This window comes from Nocardiopsis sp. CNZ308 (assembly GCF_004217075.1).
The window spans coordinates 4012693-4029899 of sequence record NZ_SHKJ01000001.1 but is presented as its reverse complement, the minus strand read 5'-3'; the positions used below and the strand labels follow the sequence as shown (position 1 = coordinate 4029899).

The following is a 17207-nucleotide window of genomic DNA, read 5'->3' as shown; positions in this document are numbered from 1 at the left end:
GTCTCCTCGGTGGGTGCGGCGGTCGCGGTCACGGACGGCCCCCGTCGTCCCCGGTGGCGGTCAGCGGCCGGGCGGGGCCCACGTGCACGCACGCCGCCTGCCTGGTGGACGCGCCCTCGGTGTCGGGGTCCACCGGCCACAGGGGCGGGTCGACCGTGGCGCACACGGTCTCGGCCACCGCGCAGCGCGGCCGGAACACGCAGCCCGAGGGCGGTTCCGCCGGGTCGGGCGGGTCGCCGGGCAGGCCCCGGGGCGCCAGGCGCGAGGCCGGGTCGCCGATACGGGGGAAGGCGGCGCTGAGCGCGCTGGCGTAGGGGTGCGCGGGTTCGTGCACGACCTCCCGCGCCGGTCCCTGCTCCACGACCCGGCCCGCGTACATGACCGCGACCCGGTCGCAGGTCGAGGCCAGGACCGACAGGTCGTGGCTGATCATCAGCATGCCGATGCCGTGCTCGGCGACGAGCCGCCGCAGCAGGGCCAGGATCTGGGCCTGGATCATCACGTCCAGGGCGGTGGTGGCCTCGTCGGCGATGACCAGGCGCGGCTCGCAGGCCAGCGCCATCGCGATCATGGCCCGCTGGCGCTGCCCGCCCGACAGCTGGTGGGGGTAGTCGCGGGCGCGGGAGGCGGGAAGGCCGACCTGTTCGAGCAGTGCGGCGACGCGTGCGGGCGCCTCCGCCTCGGGGACCGTGCCGTGCACGCTCATCGGCTCGGCGATCTGCTGTCCGATCCGCCGGACCGGGTTGAGCGAGTGCATGGCGCCCTGGAAGACGATGGAGGCGCCCGCCCAGCGGACCGCGCGCAGGCGGCCCCAGCGCATGTCCAGGACGTTCTCGCCCTCCAGCAGGACCTCGCCGGAGATGCGCGCGGTCTCGGGCAGCAGGCGCAGCAGGGCCAGGGCGACGGTGGACTTGCCGCTGCCCGACTCCCCCGCCAGGCCCAGGGTGTCACCGGGGTCCAGGGACAGGTCCACGCCGCGCACGGCGGGGATGTCGCCGCCGCCCGTGCGGTAGGTGACGCGCAGGTCGCGGACGTCGAGGAGGGAGGTCAACGCTGCTCCCGGAGTCGCCGGTTGATGACGGATTCGAGGGCCCGGCCGCACAGTGTGAAGGAGAGCGCGACCACGGCGATCGCCAGGCCGGGCGGAACCATGTACCACCAGATCCCGGAGCTGATCGCGCCCGCGTTGCGGGCCGCGTCCAGGATGCCTCCCCAGGAGATCGTCGTGGGGTCTCCCACGCCCAGGAAGGCCAGCGTGGACTCGGCGATGATCGAGGTGGCCACGAGCAGGGTGGTCTGGGCGAGCACGACCGGCATGACGTTGGGCAGGACGTGCCAGAGCATGACGTGGCCGTGGCCGCCGCCCAGGGCGCGGGCCCGCTCCACGTAGGGGCGCGCCTCCACCGCGAGGGTCTGGGCGCGCACCAGGCGCGCCGTGGCGGGCCAGACGGTCAGGCCGATGGCGATGATGATGGTCCCGGTGCCGCGCGGCAGCACGGCGGCCAGCGCCACGGCCAGGACGAGCGTGGGCAGGACCAGGAACCAGTCGGTGACGCGCATGAGCGCGGAGGACACGAACCGCCCCGCGGGGCCGCCGGAGGCGCCGAAGTGCCCGGCGGTGACCCCGACCAGGGTGCCCAGGACCACGGAGACGGCCGTGGCCAGGAAGCCCACCGTCAGCGAGACCCGTGAGCCCCAGATGACCAGGTCCAGGATGGAGCGGCCGAAGTTGTCGGTGCCGAGCGGGAACCGCGCGCTGGGCTCCTCGTAGGCGGTGCCCGGCGCGCCGGTGACGGTGAGGTCGGCCTGGTCGACGAAGAGCGGCGCGGTCAGGGCCAGGGCGCCGATGGCCAGCAGTGCGGTCAGGCCGACCAGTCCGGCGCGGTTGCGGGTGTACTCGCGTGCGAAGCGGCGCAGGGCCTCCTGGCGGCGTCTGCGTGCCAGGACGCGGGGCGGGGGCGGTGCGGCCGTCGGCGGCGGCGCGGTCGCCGTGGCGGCGCCCTCCGGCCGGGCGGAGGGGCCGTTCTCCCCGTCGCTCGGGCTGCCGGGCGTCCCGGCGGGGGCGTTCACGGGCGCACCCGGGGGTCGAGCAGCGGGTACACCAGGTCGGCGAGCAGGTTCATGAGGATCACCGAGGCCGCGAACACCACGAACAGGCCCTGGACGAGGCCGAGGTCGGGTACGCGCAGGCCGGAGTAGAAGAGCTGTCCGAGGCCGGGCCAGGAGAACACGGTCTCCACGAGGATCACCCCGGACACGACCTGTCCGAGGTTGAGGAACAGGAGCGTCACCGTGGGCAGCAGGGCGTTGGGCACGGCGTGCCTGCGCCGCACCAGGGCGTCGCGCAGGCCCTTGGCGCGCGCGGTGGTGAGGTAGTCGGCGCCCTTCTCGTCCATGAGCGAGGAGCGCATGATCATCAGGTACTGGGCGTAGATGACCGCGACCATGGTGGTGACGGGCAGCACCATGTGCCAGGCGGTGTTCAGCACGGTCTCCAGGCCTCCGCCGGTGCGGGGGTCGACCATGCCGCCGGTCGGGAACATGCCGGGAACGAACCCGCGTCCCGAGGCCAGGAAGACGATGAGCAGCAGGCCGAGCCAGAACGTGGGCACCGACCAGAAGAACAGGGCGACGGCGGTGTTGGCCCGGTCCGAGCGGCTGCCCGGCCTCCATCCCGCCCGGGCGCCCAGGAACAGGCCCAGCAGCGCGGCGATGACCGTGCCGGTCCCGGCGAGCAGGATGGTCGGGCCGAGCCGGTCCAGGATGAGTTCGGCGACGGGTTCGTGGTACTGGAAGGACTCGCCCAGGTCGAGGCGCAGCAGGCCGAGCGCGTAGTCGAGGAACTGCTGCCACAGCGGCTGGTCGAGCCCGAACTGGCGGCGCAGCTCCTCGCGCTGCTCGGCGGTGACCTCGCGGCCCTCGGTCATGGCGCGGACGGGGTCGCCGGGCAGGATCCGGAAGAGGAAGAACCCGGCGACGACCACGGCGGCCAGGGAGACCACCGCGGTCGTCAGGCGTCCGGCCACGTAGCGCACGGCGCGCCGGGCGCGGCCCGGTCCGGCGGGTTCGACCGGGGAGGGGGCGGCGGGCGCTTCCTCCTCGGGCGGGCCTCCCGCGGCGGTGGGAGCAGTGGTCACTCGCGGTCCTCCATGGTGGAACGTCGGCGCAGCAGCAGGAAGCCCCCGACCGCGGCGAGGACGAGCACGGCTGCCCCGACGCCGATCCAGACCCCGGCGGAGGGACCGGAGGCGGCGCCCGCGGTCCGCTCGTCGGCGGGTTCGGCCGACCACCAGGCCCAGTAGCCGTCCTGGCCCCAGATGTTGCCGCCCTCGGCGGGCTCGTACTGGATGGAGGCGATGTGGTCGGTGCGGTAGGCCTCCATGATGTTGGGGTAGGCCAGCACGTTCACGACGGCCTCGCGGTAGAGGACCTCCTGGAGCTGGTGGATGATCTCCGCGCGGGCCTGGCGGTCGTACTCGGCGAGCTGGGCCTCGTAGAGCTCGTCGTACTCCTCGTCGCAGAAGTAGGCGTCGCCCTGCATGGTGCCCGGCTCGGTGGGCAGGGCGCCGCAGGTGTGGATGCTCAGCACGTAGTCGGGGTCGGGGTTGACCGTCCAGCCGGTGAAGATGAGGTCGTACTCGCCCGCGAAGAGGGCGTCGCTGAGCACGCCGGGGTCGACGGTGAGGTTCTCCACCTCGATGCCGATGTCGGCCAGGCGCTCGACGACGACCAGCCCGGTGTTGACGTTGTCGGGCCGGTCCTGGTGGACGTGCATGCGCAGTTCGAGGCGGTCTCCCTCGGGTGAGACGCGCACGCCGTCCTCACCCCGCTCGTAGCCGGCCTCGTCGAGCATCGCGTTGGCCGCCTCGGGGTCGAAGTCGAGGACGGCCTCCTCGCCCTCGGGCGCCCAGTGGAAGTCCTCGTAGCGGGGCGGGATGTAGCCGCCCGCGGCCACGGCCTCGCCGCCGTGCGCCTTGTCGACGATCTCCTGGTTGTCGATGGCCATGACGATGGCCTGGCGCAGGGTGCGGTCGGCGAGGGCGGGGTGCCCGTCGCCGAACTCCTCCCCGTCCTGGGTGACCGCGCCGGGGTTGATGGTGAAGGCCTGGAAGCGCTTGCCGTCGGCGATGTTGACCTGGACGTCCTGCGCCGACTCCAGGGCGGCGGCCTGCGCCTGGGTGAGTTCGTAGACCAGGGAGACCTCGCCGCTGCGCAGCGCCTCCACGGCCGCGTCCTTCTCGGAGTAGTAGCGCAGGACGATCCGCTCGAAGGCGGGTGCGCCGCGCCAGTGGTCGGGGTTGGCCTCCAGGGTGATGGAGCGGCCCCGGTCGTGGCCGGTGAGGACGAAGGGGCCGCTGCCGACGGTCGGGAAGTCCTCGTTGCCGTAGTCGGCGAAGGCGTCGCCCTCCCGCTCCAGGACCGGCTCCCAGACGTGCCTGGGGACGATCGGGACGTTGAGGGAGGTCATGGTGGCCTGCGGCTCGTCGAGTTCGACGACCACGGTGTGGTCGTCCTCGGCGGTGACCGTGTCGAAGCCGGAGACGTAGTTGCCGTTGGCGACCGCCGCGGCCTCGTTCTCCATCATGGTGGTGAAGGTCCAGACCACGTCGTCGGCGGTCAGGGGCTCGTCGTCGGAGAACCGGACGCCCTCGCGCAGGTGGAAGGTCCAGGTGAGGCCGTCGTCGCTGGACTCCCAGGACTCGGCGAGGGAGGGGGCGGGCTGGTTCGTCTGGGGGTCGATCGTGACGAGGGAGTCGTAGACGTGGCGCAGGACGTTGGTGGTGATCGCGAGCTGCGCGGTGAAGGGGTTGAAGGAGTCCACCTGCTGGGAGGTGGCGATGCTGAGGGTCTGGCCGTCGGAGGTGTCCGCGGCGGCGGGGGCCGCGGCGGTGCCCGCCAGGAGGAGCAGCGCGGCGGCCGTGGCGGCGGTGCGGCGCGGGAACGCGCTGGCGGAAGGGGCGTGGGGAGGGACGGTGCGGCGCACGGGGGGACCGGGGGGAGGGTGGTGGGCGTTCATGTGCGGCCCCTCCTGTCAGAGGATCGTGGGTCGGTGGCACGCCACCTGGGGGTTGGTGGTTGTTTACCAACGGACGACGACGAGCGTCAATGACCTTCGTGGAGCGCCGTGACATCGGTTTGGATTCGGTCTGAAGAACGCCGCCGTGAAAGCGTCCGGAAACCGTCACCGGAAATGTCCGGGACACGCGGGAAAAGGGCGGCCGGAGCGCGCGACCGGCGCGGAGGGGCGCACGGCGGGCCCGCGTTCCCACGGAGAGGGGCCGCGGGTACACGTTGGGTGGCGAAGGGGCGCCGCCGGGAGGGCGGCGAAGGCACCGGCCGTGTGCGCTGGGTGACCGGCGCGCCGTTGGCGGACACCCCGCGTTGGCAGTAAATGCCGTACTCCGCTACGGTTCCCGCCATGATGGGGCACTCGCACGCACTGAGCGGCGTGGTCGGCTGGATGGCGGTCGTTCCGCTGGTCCAGGGCAGGGAATTCCTCGGACTCAGCTTCCACCTGGGTCCCGGTGAGATCGTCGCCGGTTCCCTGGTCTGTGCCGGTGCGGCCCTGCTGCCCGATCTGGACCACAAGAGCGCCACGGTGACCAAGACCTACGGCAAGGTCACCGAGGTGCTGAGCGGCATGCTGGGCTTCCTGTTCGGCGGGCACCGGATGGGAACGCACTCGTTCTTCTTCGCGGTGCTCATGGGCGTGCTGGTACAGCTGTTGGCGCTGTGGTCCCAGTTGGCCGTCCAGGTCTTCGTGTTCCTGCTGATCGGCATCGCCCTCCAGGGCCTGGGCTTCGGCCTGGACAAGAACAAGGTCGCGTCGGGGGTCATCAACGCGATGGCCACGGCGGGCATCACGCTGGCGCTGTTCACCTCCGGGGTGAACTACAGCTGGCTGGGCCTGGCGGTGGCCTTCGGCGTGGTCCTGCACTTCTTCGGCGACATGATCACCAAGATGGGCGTGCCCATCTTCTGGCCCTTCTTCAAGAAGCGCTTCGGGCAGGGGAAGGGCTTCGTCACCGACGGCCCCGTCGAGCAGAAGTTCGTCACCCCGCTGCTGACCATCGGCGTCATCGTGGGGACGATCTACCTGTTCGACTGGCCCGCGCTGCTGCCCGAGTACTGACCGGGTCCGGGGTGCGGGGACGCCCCCGCGCCGACGCCCCGGAGGGCCGCGCCAGGCCCCGGAGCGCGCCCCGCTGCCGCCGGGTCCGCGCCCGCGCCCCTCCCCGCGACGGCCCGGCACCTGTCGGCCGGGCCCCGGCTGGCCTAGGCTGTCGGGCGTGACACGATCCACAGAGGGCCTCAGCCCCGAACTGCACGCCTACGTCGTCGAGCACAGCGAGCCCGTGGACGAGGTCCTGGCGGACCTGGCCGAGGAGACCGCCCGGCTGTTCCCGGACCACCGGGGCATGCAGATCGGCCCCGAGCAGGGCGCCTTCACCACGATGCTCACGCGGATCTGCGGCGCGCGGGAGGTGGTGGAGATCGGTACCTTCACCGGCTACTCGTCGATCTGCTTCGCGCGCGGCCTCCCCGAGGGCGGCCGCCTCCTGGCCCTGGACGTCAGCGAGGAGTGGACCTCCGTGGCCCGGCGGTACTGGGAGCGCGCCGGGGTCGCGGACAGGATCACCCTGAGGCTGGGCCCGGCCCTGGAGTCGCTGCGGGAGCTCCCCGAGGAGCCGCGCTTCGACCTGGCCTTCGTGGACGCCGACAAGGAGGGCTACGTCGGCTACTGGGAGGAGCTGGTCCCCCGCGTCCGGTCGGGCGGCCTGATCCTGGCCGACAACACCCTCTCCCACGGGCGGGTCGTGGACCGCGAGAACACCTCGGCGGCCGTACGGGGGATCCGCGACTTCAACGACCGGCTGGTCGCCGACGAGCGCGTCACACAGGTGCTGCTGCCCATCGGCGACGGCCTCACCCTCGCCCGCAAGCACTGACGCCCCGGCGTTCCGAAGCACCGACGCGCCGCGGAGGGCGCCGGCCCCCGAGGTTGTCCACAGGACGGCTCTCGTCCCGCACGCCGAGGGCCGGGCTTCGGTAATGTCCAGTGCCATGCGCCTGCTGCACACCTCGGACTGGCACCTGGGCCGCTCCTTCCACCGGGAGAACCTCATCGACGCCCAGGCGGCCTTCCTGGACCACCTCGTCGACACCATCCGCGAACACCGGGTCGACGTGGTGGTCGTGGCCGGGGACCTCTACGACCGCGCCCTGCCGTCGGTGGACGCGGTCCGGCTCTTCGACCGCGCCCTGGGCCGGATCCGCGAGACCGGGGCCCGGGCCGTCCTCATCAGCGGCAACCACGACTCCATGGCGCGGATGTCCTTCGCCACCGGCCTCATCGACGCCTCCGGCGTCCACCTGCGCAGCTCCCTGGACGGCGTCGGCACGCCCGTGGTCATCGAGGACGAGCACGGGCCCGTGGCCTTCTACGGCATCCCCTACCTGGAACCGGAGATCGCGCGCCACCACTGGGACCTGCCCGAGCGGGGGCACGCGGCGGCGCTCGGGCACGCCATGGACCTGGTGCGCGCCGACCTCGCCGAGCGGCCCGGCACCCGGTCGGTGGTCCTGTCGCACGCGTTCGTGACCGGCGGCGAGCCCTCCGACAGCGAACGCGACATCTCGGTGGGCGGCGCCTCGCACGTGCCGGTCCCGGTCTACGACGGGGTCGACTACGTGGCCCTGGGCCACCTGCACGGGCGGCAGACCATCACCCCGTCCGTGCGCTACTCGGGCAGCCCGCTGGCCTACTCCTTCTCCGAGGAGCACCACGTCAAGGGCTACTGGCTGGTGGACCTGGACGCCGACGGCCTCGCGGGCGCCGAGTTCGCCGCGGCGCCCGTCCCCCGCCCCCTGGCCCGTGTCCGCGGCCGGATCGAGGACCTGCTCACCCGTCCGGAGTGGGAGTCCCGCACCGGCCACTGGCTCCAGATCACCCTGACCGACCCGCGCCGCCCCGCCCACCCCATGGACCGGCTGCGCGAACGCTTCCCGCACGTCCTGGTCCTGGACTTCGCCCCCGAGGGCGGCGCCCCCGACGCCCGTCCGATCGCCGCCTCCGTCGCCGACCGCAGCGAGCGCCAGGTGGTCGGCGACTTCGTGGAGTGGGCCCGCGGCACCCCCGCCACCCCCGAGGAGGAGGCCCTCGTGAACACCGCCGTCGAGCAGGTCCGGCTCCAGGAGGGGACGCGCTGATGCGGCTGCACACCCTCACCGTCCAGGCGTTCGGCCCGTTCGCGGGCACAGAGAAGGTGGACTTCGACCGCCTCAGCGCGGGCGGGCTCTTCCTCATCCACGGCCCCACCGGCGCGGGCAAGACCACCGTGCTGGACGCGGTGTGCTTCGCGCTGTACGGCAACGTGCCGGGCGCCCGCGGCAAGGACCGCTCACCCAAGAGCGACCACGCCCCGCTGGACGCCGAGCCCAGGGTGGTCCTGGAGTTCACGGTCCAGGGGCGCCGCATCTGGATCGAGCGCAAGCCGCGCTGGGACCGCCCCAAGAAGCGGGGCACCGGCACGGTGTCGCAGAACACCAAGGTCGTCGTCAAGGAGTTCACCGGCGGCAGGTGGGAGGGCGTCACCACCCGCCCCGACGAGGCGGGGCAGTTCGTCGGCGACCTGCTGGGCCTGACCCTCGCGCAGTTCTGCCAGACCGTCATGCTCCCCCAGGGCGACTTCGCGCGGTTCCTGCGCGCCAAGTCCGAGGAGCGCCGCGAGTCCCTGGAGCGCATCTTCAACACCCGGCTGTTCCGGGACGTGGAGACGTGGCTGGGGGCGCACGCCAAACGGCTCGAACACGAGGTCCGGACGGCCAACGCCCAGGTGCGCGCGGTCGCGGACCGGATCGCCGAGGTCGGCGGGTCCCGGGCCCCCGAACCGCCCGAGGAGCTGTCGGCCTGGGCCGCGGAGCTGGCCTGCGTCACCGCCGCGACCGCGCACGACGCCGGGCGGGTGGCCGGGGAGTTCACCGGGGCCCGGGAGGAGGCCCAACGCGCCCTGTCCGAGGGGCGTGAGCTGCGCGCGCTCCAGGAGCGGCTGGCCGCCGCCCGCGGGCGCCGCGCCCAGCTGGCCGAGCACACCGCGTGGCGGGCCGCGCTCGACGCCCAGCTGGACGACGCCGAGCGCGCCGAGTCCGTGCTGCCCTTCCTGCGCGCCCGCGACAACCGCCGCACCGAGCTGGACAAGGCAGAACTCGCCGTCGCCGACCACCTGGCGCTGGTGGGCGGGCTGCCCGGCTTCTCCGCGCGGTCCGACGAGGCGGTGCCCCGCGAGGAACTGGGCGCCGCCGAGCGGGAGCGCCGGGACGAGCTGGCCCGTCTGGACGCGCTGCGCGCGGACGCCGAGCGCCGCCGGTCCCTGGGCCGCTCCGTCACCGCGTTCACGGGGCGCCTGGACGAGATCGCCGCGCAGCTGGAGCGCCAGCGCGCGCTGGCCGCCTCCCTCCCCACGCGGGTGGAGGCGCTCACCGCCGAGCTGCGGCGCCTCCACGACCAGGCCGGGCAGGAGGGGGCCGCCGAGACCGCCCTGGCCGCCGCCCGCAGGCGCCTCGACGCCGCCGCCGAGTACGAGCGCCTGGGCCGGGAGCTCTCGGAGGCTCAGGAGCGCCACCGGGAGGCCGTGGACGGGGCCCAGGCCGCCCGCGACCGCGCCCTCGACCTGCGCGAGCGCCGGATCACCCACATGGCCGCCGAACTGGCGTCCGGCCTGGCCGACGGGGAGCCGTGCGCGGTGTGCGGGTCGGTGGAGCACCCCTCCCCCGCCCTGCCCTCCGGCGAGGGCCTGGTCTCGGCCGAGGAGGAGCGGCGGGCCCAGGCGGCCGCCGACGCCGCGGCCTCGCGCCGCACGGAGGCCGAGAGCGCCGCGGTGGCCCTGCGGGAGCGGCGCACCGCCGCGCGGGAGCGCGCCGAGGACGCCACCGCCGACACCGCCCGCCAGGAGGTGGAGGCGCACACCGCGGCGCTGGCGGAGGCCCGGGCCGCCGCCGGTGAGGCCCGGCGGGTGGAGGAGGAGCTGGAGCGCACCACCGGCGACCTGGAGCGCGCCCGCACCCGCGAGGGCGAGCTGGTCCGGCAGGAGGCCCAGGTCGGGGCCGACCGGGACAACGCCGTCCGCGAGCACGGGAGGCTGACCGCGCTGCTGGACCGGGCGCGCGGGGACGACGCCGGGCTGGACGAGCGGATCGCCAGGCTGGGCGGCGAGGCCGACCTGCTGCGCGCGGCGGCCGAGGCGGCCGTCAACCGCGACCGCGCGGCCGACGAACTGCGCGCCGCCGTCGCCGAGGCCGAGCGGCAGCGGGCCGACGCCCGCTTCGCCGACGAGGCCGGGGTGTGGGAGGCCGCGCTGGACGAGGAGCGGCGCCGCGCGCTGCGCGAGCGCGCCCGCTCCTTCGACGACGCCCTGGCCGCGGTCGAGGCGTCGCTGGCCGACCCGGAGCTGACCGCGGCCGGGGAGCTGCCCGTCCCCGACCTTGAGGAGCTGGCCCGCGCAGCGCGGACCGCGTCGGAGGCCGCCGACCGCGCGGTGGCCTGGCGGAGCATGCTGGAGGAGCGGGCGCGTCGGCTCGCCTCCCTGCGCGGGGAGCTGGACCTGCGGCTGAGGGACTGCGAACCGGCGCTGCGCCGCTACGCGGTGGCCGAGGGGCTGCGCGGCCTGACCGCCGGGACCTCCTCCGACAACGCCGACAACGTGCGCCTGTCGGCGTACGTGCTGGCGGCCCGCCTGGAGCAGGTGGTGGCCGCCGCCAACGACCGCCTGGTGACGATGTCGGACGGCCGGTACGAGCTGCGGTACACGGTGGACAAGGCCGCCGGGGACGGGCGGGCGCGTTCGGCCGGCGGCCTGGGCATGCGGGTGGTCGATGCCTGGACGGGTGTGGAGCGCGACCCGGCCACGCTCTCGGGCGGGGAGACGTTCTTCAGCTCGCTGGCGCTGGCCCTGGGGCTGGGCGACGTGGCCAGTGCCGAGGCGGGCGGCGCCGACATCGACACGCTGTTCGTGGACGAGGGGTTCGGCACGCTGGACGAGGACACCCTGGAGGAGGTGCTGGACGTCCTGGACCGGCTGCGGGACGGCGGCCGGGCGGTGGGCGTGGTGAGCCACGTCGCCGACCTGCGGCAGAGGGTGTCCACCCGCCTGAGGGTGGTCAAGACGGCGGCGGGCTCGCGGGTGGAGCACACCGGCTGAGCGCGCACGTCCACCCCGGATCCGGGCGTCCGCGGTTCGGTGCGACAATGGCGAGCGTGAGTTCGCTGGTCAACATCGCCGTGTTCGGAGTCGTGGGCGCCATCCTGATGGCGGCCCTGCTCGGTCTGCTCCTCGTCGTCTCCGGGAGCTCGCGCGGGGCCTCGCCCCGGTCGCGGGCCGCGTTCGGGATCGCCTCCGTGGTGGTGCTGGTGGCGCTGCCGACGCTGGCCGCGGCCAACGCGCTGGCCGCCGGGTCCGGTTTCTGGGCGGGGTTCGCCGCGTCCGCCTGCGTCGCGGCCGTCGTGTCCGCGGTGAACGTGGTCATGCTGCCGATGGTGGCGCGCCGCCAGTCCTCGGGGGGCGGCCAGTCCGCGGTGTCCGCGCTGCGGCCCTCCCTGCCGCTGGTGGCCGCGGCCCTGCTGGTCTGCCTGGCCCTGGGACTGGTGGGGGCCTCCGTGGCCGCCCTGGTCGTCTGACCCCGTACCCCCTGTCTCCGCGCGCCCCGTGCCTCGACGGCGCGGCGGACCTCGGCCCGGCCCCGGGCTCGTCCGCGAGCATGTCGGCTCCGAGGCGGAACCTCCTCACGGGGCCGGGCCGGCACCGCCGTGCGCCCCGGCGCCAGGGGGCGGCGTGCTCCGGTCGGGCCCGCGACGACGGCGGGGGCGCACCGGCCGGTGCGCCCCCGCGTGCGGGTTCAGCCGCCCTTGCCGGCGGCGGGGTCGGGGTCGTCGTCCCCGGCCGCCGGCGCGCTCCGCGCCTGCGGCTCCTCACCGGTGCGCGGCGGCGCCTCCGGGGCCTTGGTGGCCGCGGCCGCCGTCCCGCCCCGCGAGCGGCGTTCGAGCTCGGCCAGGTAGGCGTTGTAGGCGTCCATGTCGGCGTCGTCGGAGCCGTCCCGGCGGCTGTGGCGCTCCCGGCGGCGCTCCTGCTTCTCGTCGTCGCGCGACCACTGCCGGACCAGCGCGATCATGACCAGCGCGGTGGGGATCTCGCCCAGCGCCCAGGCGACGCCGCCGCCCGCGTACTGGTCTGCGGCCTGGTCCTCCAGCCACGGGATGTCGAACTGGCCGTAGTAGTCCATCGCCAGGGGTTCGGACTGCATCATGATCGTGATGCCGAAGAAGGCGTGGAAGCCCATCACCACCAGCAGCAGCAGGATGCGCAGCAGGAAGGGCACCTTCCTCGGCGCCGGGTCCACGCCCACGATGATCCAGTAGAAGAGGAAGCCCACCAGCAGGAAGTGCACGCCCATGAACAGGTGGCCCAGGTGGTCGTTCATCAGCGTGCCGAACAGCGGCGTGAAGTACAGCGCGTAGGGGCCGAACACGAACAGCGGGGCGGCGATCGCCGGGTGCGTGACCGCCTTGGAGAAGCGGCTGTTCAGGAACAGGTTGAGCCACTCGCGCGGCCCCCGGTCCCCGCGCCGCGCGGCGGGCTTGAGCGCCCGCAGGGCCAGGGTGATCGGTGCGCCCAGCACCAGCAGGATCGGGGTGAGCATCGACAGCACCATGTGCTGGATCATGTGCGTCGAGAACAGCACCATGGAGTAGGTCGCGAACCCGGTGAGCTGCGTGACCACGATCGTGAGCAGCCCGGCCGCGAAGGCCACCGTCCGCCCCACGGGCCAGGAGTCGCCCCGGCGCACCAGCCGGACCACGGCGCCCGCGTACAGCCCGCCCGCGACGACCACGATCATGATGAAGAACAGGTCGGGGCGCCACAGGGTGAGCAGGGTCTGGGCGGTCATGGGCGGCGGAACGGGGAAGCCGAGGATGGCGGCGGCCGGGTCCACGGTGCCCTCCAGCGGCGGGGGCGGCGCGGTGCGCCCCAGGCCGACGGACACGCCGATGACGGTGGCCATGATGAGCACCTCGGCCAGCGCCGCGCGCAGGAACAGCGGGCGCCGGAAGGCCTCGCCCGCCGGTCCCTGCGGGGAGTCGTCCAGGCGTTTGAAGACGAACTCGCGGTGCATGTAGCCGAACGCGCCCAGGACCCCGAACAGGATGACCTTGACCAGGATGATCAGGCCGTACTCGGTGGCGACGAGGTCCCCGATCGAGTACAGGCGGGCCAGCGCGCTGGCCGCGCCGCTGACGGCCACGCCGACGTAGGCCCACAGGGCCAGGCGGCTGAAGCGGTTGGCGGCCACCGACGGGTCCTGGGCGTCGCGGCGCAGCGCGTGGTAGGTCAGCGCGGCCACGCCGCCCACCCACACGCTGATGGAGATCACGTGCAGGGCCAGCCCGGTCACGGCCAGCTCGTGCGAACCGGAGGAGGCCGAGTGGCCGGTCAGCGCGGGAGGCGTGGTGGCGGCCAGGGCCAGGACGAGCAGCCACAGGCCGCCGGTGGCGGTGGTGGCCGTGCGGCCGAACAGGGCGATGCCGGTCGTGAGCAGGACGACGAACATCAGCGCGATGCCGCCCGAGACCGACCCGGCGTAGGCCGTGACCTCGTCGACGCTGATCTGGCCGACCTTGCGGGCCAGGAACTCCGCGGCCTGGAAGTACAGGGTGAACACGGCGGCGAGGGCCCAGACCAGGCCCGCCCAGCTGGCCGCGCGCACGTAGGAGGTCGCCTGCGGGGAGAGCCTGCCCTTGTGGGAGGGCAGCAGGACGGCGGCGAGCAGCAGCAGGCCGATCGCCACGACCGCGGAGGCGTCCATGGTGACCTTGGCCAGCGGAAGGCCCCAGCGGACCGCCTCACCGGCGTCGGGCAGCCCCGGGATGACCTCGGGGAAGGCGGCTCCGCCGAGGACCAGGGTCAGGCTCAGGCCGGTCAGGCACAGGGCGGCGGCCGCGGCGGCGAAGAGGGGCGCCCGTCCCGTGCCCGGGGCGTCGTCATGGTGTTCCTTGAGGGGGGACTTCTGGTTCTGTGCGGGAGGAGCCACGCGCCACTCCGTCGTCGGTCTCGTTGCAACTGGCTGGTCAGCGCCCTTGGCCGTGTGACCGCCTCGCCGCTGTCCGGGACTTTTCCGGCAGGGGCCGCGCACGGAGGAACACCTCGACCAAGGTTAGTCCGTCTACTACACAGTGTCGGACTCGGGCGTCCCCGTACACCCCCGCTGGCGGATCCGGGGCGCCCTCGCAGGTGGGGGCGGGCCGTGCCGGGGCGGTCGGGAGGGCGGTCACGGGAGGCGGGCGGCGGCGCCCCTCGCCCGTCCGGCGGGGCGGCGGTGCCGGGGCCGGGATGTCGGATTCCCCCCTTGCGGAGGGGCTCTTCGCGATACGCTCGTATCCGGTCGAGACGACGGTTTCCCCGCCTTCGGCGTCCGGCCTCCCCTCCCGTGCCGCGGTCGCCCGCGGCGCCTCTCAGCACATCCTCCAGCGAGCGCAGCGAAGGGGACGGCGGATGGCCGTGTACGACAGTGTGGTCAGGTCCACGCGCGTGGTCCTCCCCGAGGGGGTCCGGCCCGCCTCGGTCGGGGTGCGCGACGGGCGGGTCGAGGCCGTGGGCGCCCACGGCGCGCGCATGCCCGCCCACGAGACGACCGACCTCGGCGACGTGGCCCTGCTGCCCGGCGCGGTGGACGTCGGCACCGGCGCGCACGTGCCCGGGCAGGACCTGGCCGAGTCCTACCGCCGGACGGGGACGGCCGCCCTGCGCGGCGGTGTGACCTGCGTGGTGGCCTCCCCCGCCCCGGTACGGCCCGCCCTCACCTGCGCGGACGCCCTCGGGGCGCACCAGCGCGCGGCGGCCCTGTCCCCCGTGCCGGTGCTGTTCCTGGGCGGGGTGGCCCCGGGAACCGGCCCGCTGGACCTGGCCGACCTCCAGGCCGCCGGGGCGGTGGCCTTCCACTGCTCGCTGTCGGACGGGGGCGCCCCGGACATCGCGGCGCTCAACGACGCCCAGCTGCGCAAGGCGATGGCCGAACTCGCGGCGCTGGACAGCGTGCTGCTGGTGCACGCCGAGGACGCGGCCGAGCTGGGGACCCCGCCGACGGCGGCGGAGCACCGGCCGCCCCGGGCGGAGCGGCGCGGGCTGGAGCGGGTGATCGCGGCGGCCCGCGCGGTGGGGACGCGCACGCACGTGGGGTCGTTCACCGCGGCCGAGTGCGCGGCGCTGCTGGCGGCGGCGGGAACGGTGGGGGTGGCGCTGACGGCGCACACCTGCCCGCACTACCTGTGCCTGCCCTCGGAGTCGCTGGGGCCGGAGTCGCCCGCGCACGCCTGTCGGCCGCCGCTGCGCTCGGACGCCAACCGCAAGGCGCTGTGGAGCGCACTGCTGGCGCGGGACTCGGCGATCACCACCGTGGGGTCGGGGCACCTGCCCGCCCACGGCCTGTACACGCTGGAGTGGAGCCTGTCGGCGCTGTGGACGGCGGCGCACCGGCGCGGCCTGGGGCTGGCCGACCTCGCACGGTGGACGGCGCGGGCCCCGGCGGAACTGCTGGGACTGGTGGGCAAGGGCCGGATCGCGGCGGGGTTCGACGCCGACCTGGTCGCCTTCGACCCCGGCGCGCGGGTGGCGGTCCCCCCGGCGGACCCGAGCCCCTACGCGGGCCGGGAGCTGACCGGCCGGGTGCGGCGGGTGTGGATCTCGGGCCGCCCGGCGGACGGCGTCCGTTAGGACGGCGACTCGACCCGCGACGTCTCGTGGCGCGGCGCCCGGACCGCGAGCGCCCGGGCGGCGGCTTCCAGGGCGTCGGGCCCCGAGGGGTTGAGCCCGCGCGTCAGGGGCAGGTACCCGTGTCCCAGACCACACATCGCCCTTACACCCTGTCAACAAGATCGCCGACAGCGATGCATGTTGGCGATGGCGCCAGGGCACCCCCGCAGTTCACAGTGGGGGTATCAACGGAGACAGCCGTAGGAGGAACCGTGCGCATCGGCGTGCCCCGCGAGATCAAGAACCACGAGTACCGGGTGGCCATCACCCCCGCCGGGGTCCACGAACTGGTCCGACGCGGCCACGAGGTGGTCGTCGAGCGCGACGCGGGTCTGGGCTCCTCCATCCCCAACGCCGAGTACGAGGCGGCGGGCGCGCGCGTCCTGGACTCCCCCGACGAGGTGTGGGCCGCCGGTGAGCTGGTCCTGAAGGTCAAGGAGCCGGTCGCGGCCGAGTACCACCGTATGCGGGAGGGGCAGACCCTCTTCACCTACCTGCACCTGGCCGCCTCCCGCGAGTGCACCGAAGCCCTGCTGGAGCGGCGGGTGACCGGCATCGCCTACGAGACCGTGCAGCTGCCGGACGGCTCCCTGCCCCTGCTGGCCCCGATGTCGGAGGTCGCGGGCCGCCTGGCCCCGCAGATGGGCGCGGTGACCCTCCAGCGGCCCAGCGGCGGGCGCGGCGTGCTGATGGGCGGGGTGCCGGGCGTGCGCCCGGCGCGCGTGACCGTGATCGGCGCGGGCGTCTCCGGCCTGAACGCGACGCAGATCGCGGTGGGCATGGGCGCGGAGGTGACCGTGCTGGACCTGAACGTGAACAAGCTGCGGCACGTGGACTCCCTCTACCAGGGCCGGGTCAAGACGGTGGTGTCCAACGCCTTCGAGCTGGAGCTGTCGGTGCTGGAGTCGGACATGGTGATCGGCGCGGTGCTGGTGCCGGGGGCCAGGGCGCCCAAGCTGGTGACCAACGAGCTGGTGTCGCGGATGCGGCCGGGCGCGGTGCTGGTGGACATCGCGATCGACCAGGGCGGGTGCTTCGAGGACTCGCGCCCCACCACGCACGCCGACCCCACCTTCCACGTGCACGACACGGTGTTCTACTGCGTGGCGAACATGCCGGGCGCGGTGCCCAACACCTCCACGCACGCCCTCACCAAGGACACCCTGCGGTACGCGGTGGCGTTGGCGGAGAAGGGCTGGCGGCGCGCCATGAACGAGGACGAGGCGCTGGCCGGGGGCCTGAACACCTTCGACGGCGACGTGGTCTCCGCCCCGGTCGCCGAGGCGCACGGGGTCAAGCACCGCCCGCTGGACGAGGTGCTGGTCCAGGGCTAGGAGGGGGTACGGCCCGCAGAACGCGGGCGGAGCCCGTCCGGGGGTCCGCGCCGCCCGGCCGCACGGGTGGCGC

12 protein-coding genes are annotated in these 17207 nt (G+C 74.4%); 7 read left to right on the top strand and 5 right to left on the bottom strand.

From position 1 onward, the window contains the following. Nucleotides 1-28: 28 nt before the first annotated feature. From EV372_RS17435 to EV372_RS17420, 4 genes are read right to left on the bottom strand one after another with little or no spacing between them, the layout of a single operon-like run. A complete protein-coding gene (locus EV372_RS17435) occupies nt 29-1051 on the bottom strand; it encodes an ABC transporter ATP-binding protein (protein WP_130396836.1) in 1023 nt (340 codons plus the stop codon). Next, nucleotides 1048-2070: an ABC transporter permease gene (locus tag EV372_RS17430; protein ID WP_130396835.1), complete on the bottom strand. Its 1023-nt coding sequence runs from the start codon at nt 2068-2070 to the stop codon at nt 1048-1050. The genes EV372_RS17435 and EV372_RS17430 overlap by 4 nt, the downstream gene beginning before the upstream one ends. Further along, nucleotides 2067-3137, bottom strand: coding sequence for an ABC transporter permease (locus EV372_RS17425; protein WP_130396834.1), 1071 nt, complete (start codon nt 3135-3137; stop codon nt 2067-2069). The genes EV372_RS17430 and EV372_RS17425 overlap by 4 nt, the downstream gene beginning before the upstream one ends. Next, nucleotides 3134-5017 (bottom strand): ABC transporter substrate-binding protein, encoded by a 1884-nt coding sequence (locus EV372_RS17420; protein WP_130396833.1) that lies wholly within the window; start codon nt 5015-5017, stop codon nt 3134-3136. The genes EV372_RS17425 and EV372_RS17420 overlap by 4 nt, the downstream gene beginning before the upstream one ends. A gap of 402 nt (nt 5018-5419) precedes the next feature. Here EV372_RS17420 and EV372_RS17415 point away from each other — a divergent pair, with 402 nt between their 5' ends. The 5 genes from EV372_RS17415 (at nt 5420) to EV372_RS17395 (ending at nt 11674) form a co-directional block, all read left to right on the top strand. After that, nucleotides 5420-6133: a metal-dependent hydrolase gene (locus tag EV372_RS17415; RefSeq protein ID WP_130396832.1), complete on the top strand. Its 714-nt coding sequence runs from the start codon at nt 5420-5422 to the stop codon at nt 6131-6133. A gap of 157 nt (nt 6134-6290) precedes the next feature. Further along, nucleotides 6291-6950, top strand: a complete 660-nt coding sequence (locus EV372_RS17410; RefSeq protein ID WP_130396831.1) for an O-methyltransferase — start codon at nt 6291-6293, stop codon at nt 6948-6950. 103 nt (nt 6951-7053) lie between these two features. After that, nucleotides 7054-8211, top strand: a complete 1158-nt coding sequence (locus tag EV372_RS17405) for an exonuclease SbcCD subunit D (protein WP_130396830.1) — start codon at nt 7054-7056, stop codon at nt 8209-8211. After that, nucleotides 8211-11198 (top strand): AAA family ATPase, encoded by a 2988-nt coding sequence (locus EV372_RS17400; protein ID WP_130396829.1) that lies wholly within the window; start codon nt 8211-8213, stop codon nt 11196-11198. The genes EV372_RS17405 and EV372_RS17400 overlap by 1 nt, the downstream gene beginning before the upstream one ends. A 47-nt stretch (nt 11199-11245) precedes the next feature. After that, nucleotides 11246-11674, top strand: coding sequence for a hypothetical protein (locus EV372_RS17395; RefSeq protein ID WP_130396828.1), 429 nt, complete (start codon nt 11246-11248; stop codon nt 11672-11674). Between the two features lie 218 nt (nt 11675-11892). Here EV372_RS17395 and EV372_RS17390 read toward each other — a convergent pair whose 3' ends face one another. Then, on the bottom strand, nt 11893-14082 hold the full coding sequence (locus EV372_RS17390; protein WP_130396827.1) for a bifunctional copper resistance protein CopD/cytochrome c oxidase assembly protein: 2190 nt from the start codon (nt 14080-14082) through the stop codon (nt 11893-11895). 461 nt (nt 14083-14543) lie between these two features. On the opposite strand from EV372_RS17390, the gene EV372_RS17385 reads away from it, so the two are divergent. Together EV372_RS17385 and ald are read left to right on the top strand one after the other, a co-directional pair. Next, entirely contained in the window at nt 14544-15761 is a 1218-nt protein-coding gene (locus EV372_RS17385) for an amidohydrolase family protein (RefSeq protein WP_130396826.1), read from the top strand. Between the two features lie 251 nt (nt 15762-16012). After that, nucleotides 16013-17134 (top strand): alanine dehydrogenase, encoded by a 1122-nt coding sequence (gene ald, locus EV372_RS17380; RefSeq protein ID WP_130396825.1) that lies wholly within the window; start codon nt 16013-16015, stop codon nt 17132-17134. The last annotated feature ends 73 nt before the right edge of the window (nt 17135-17207 follow it).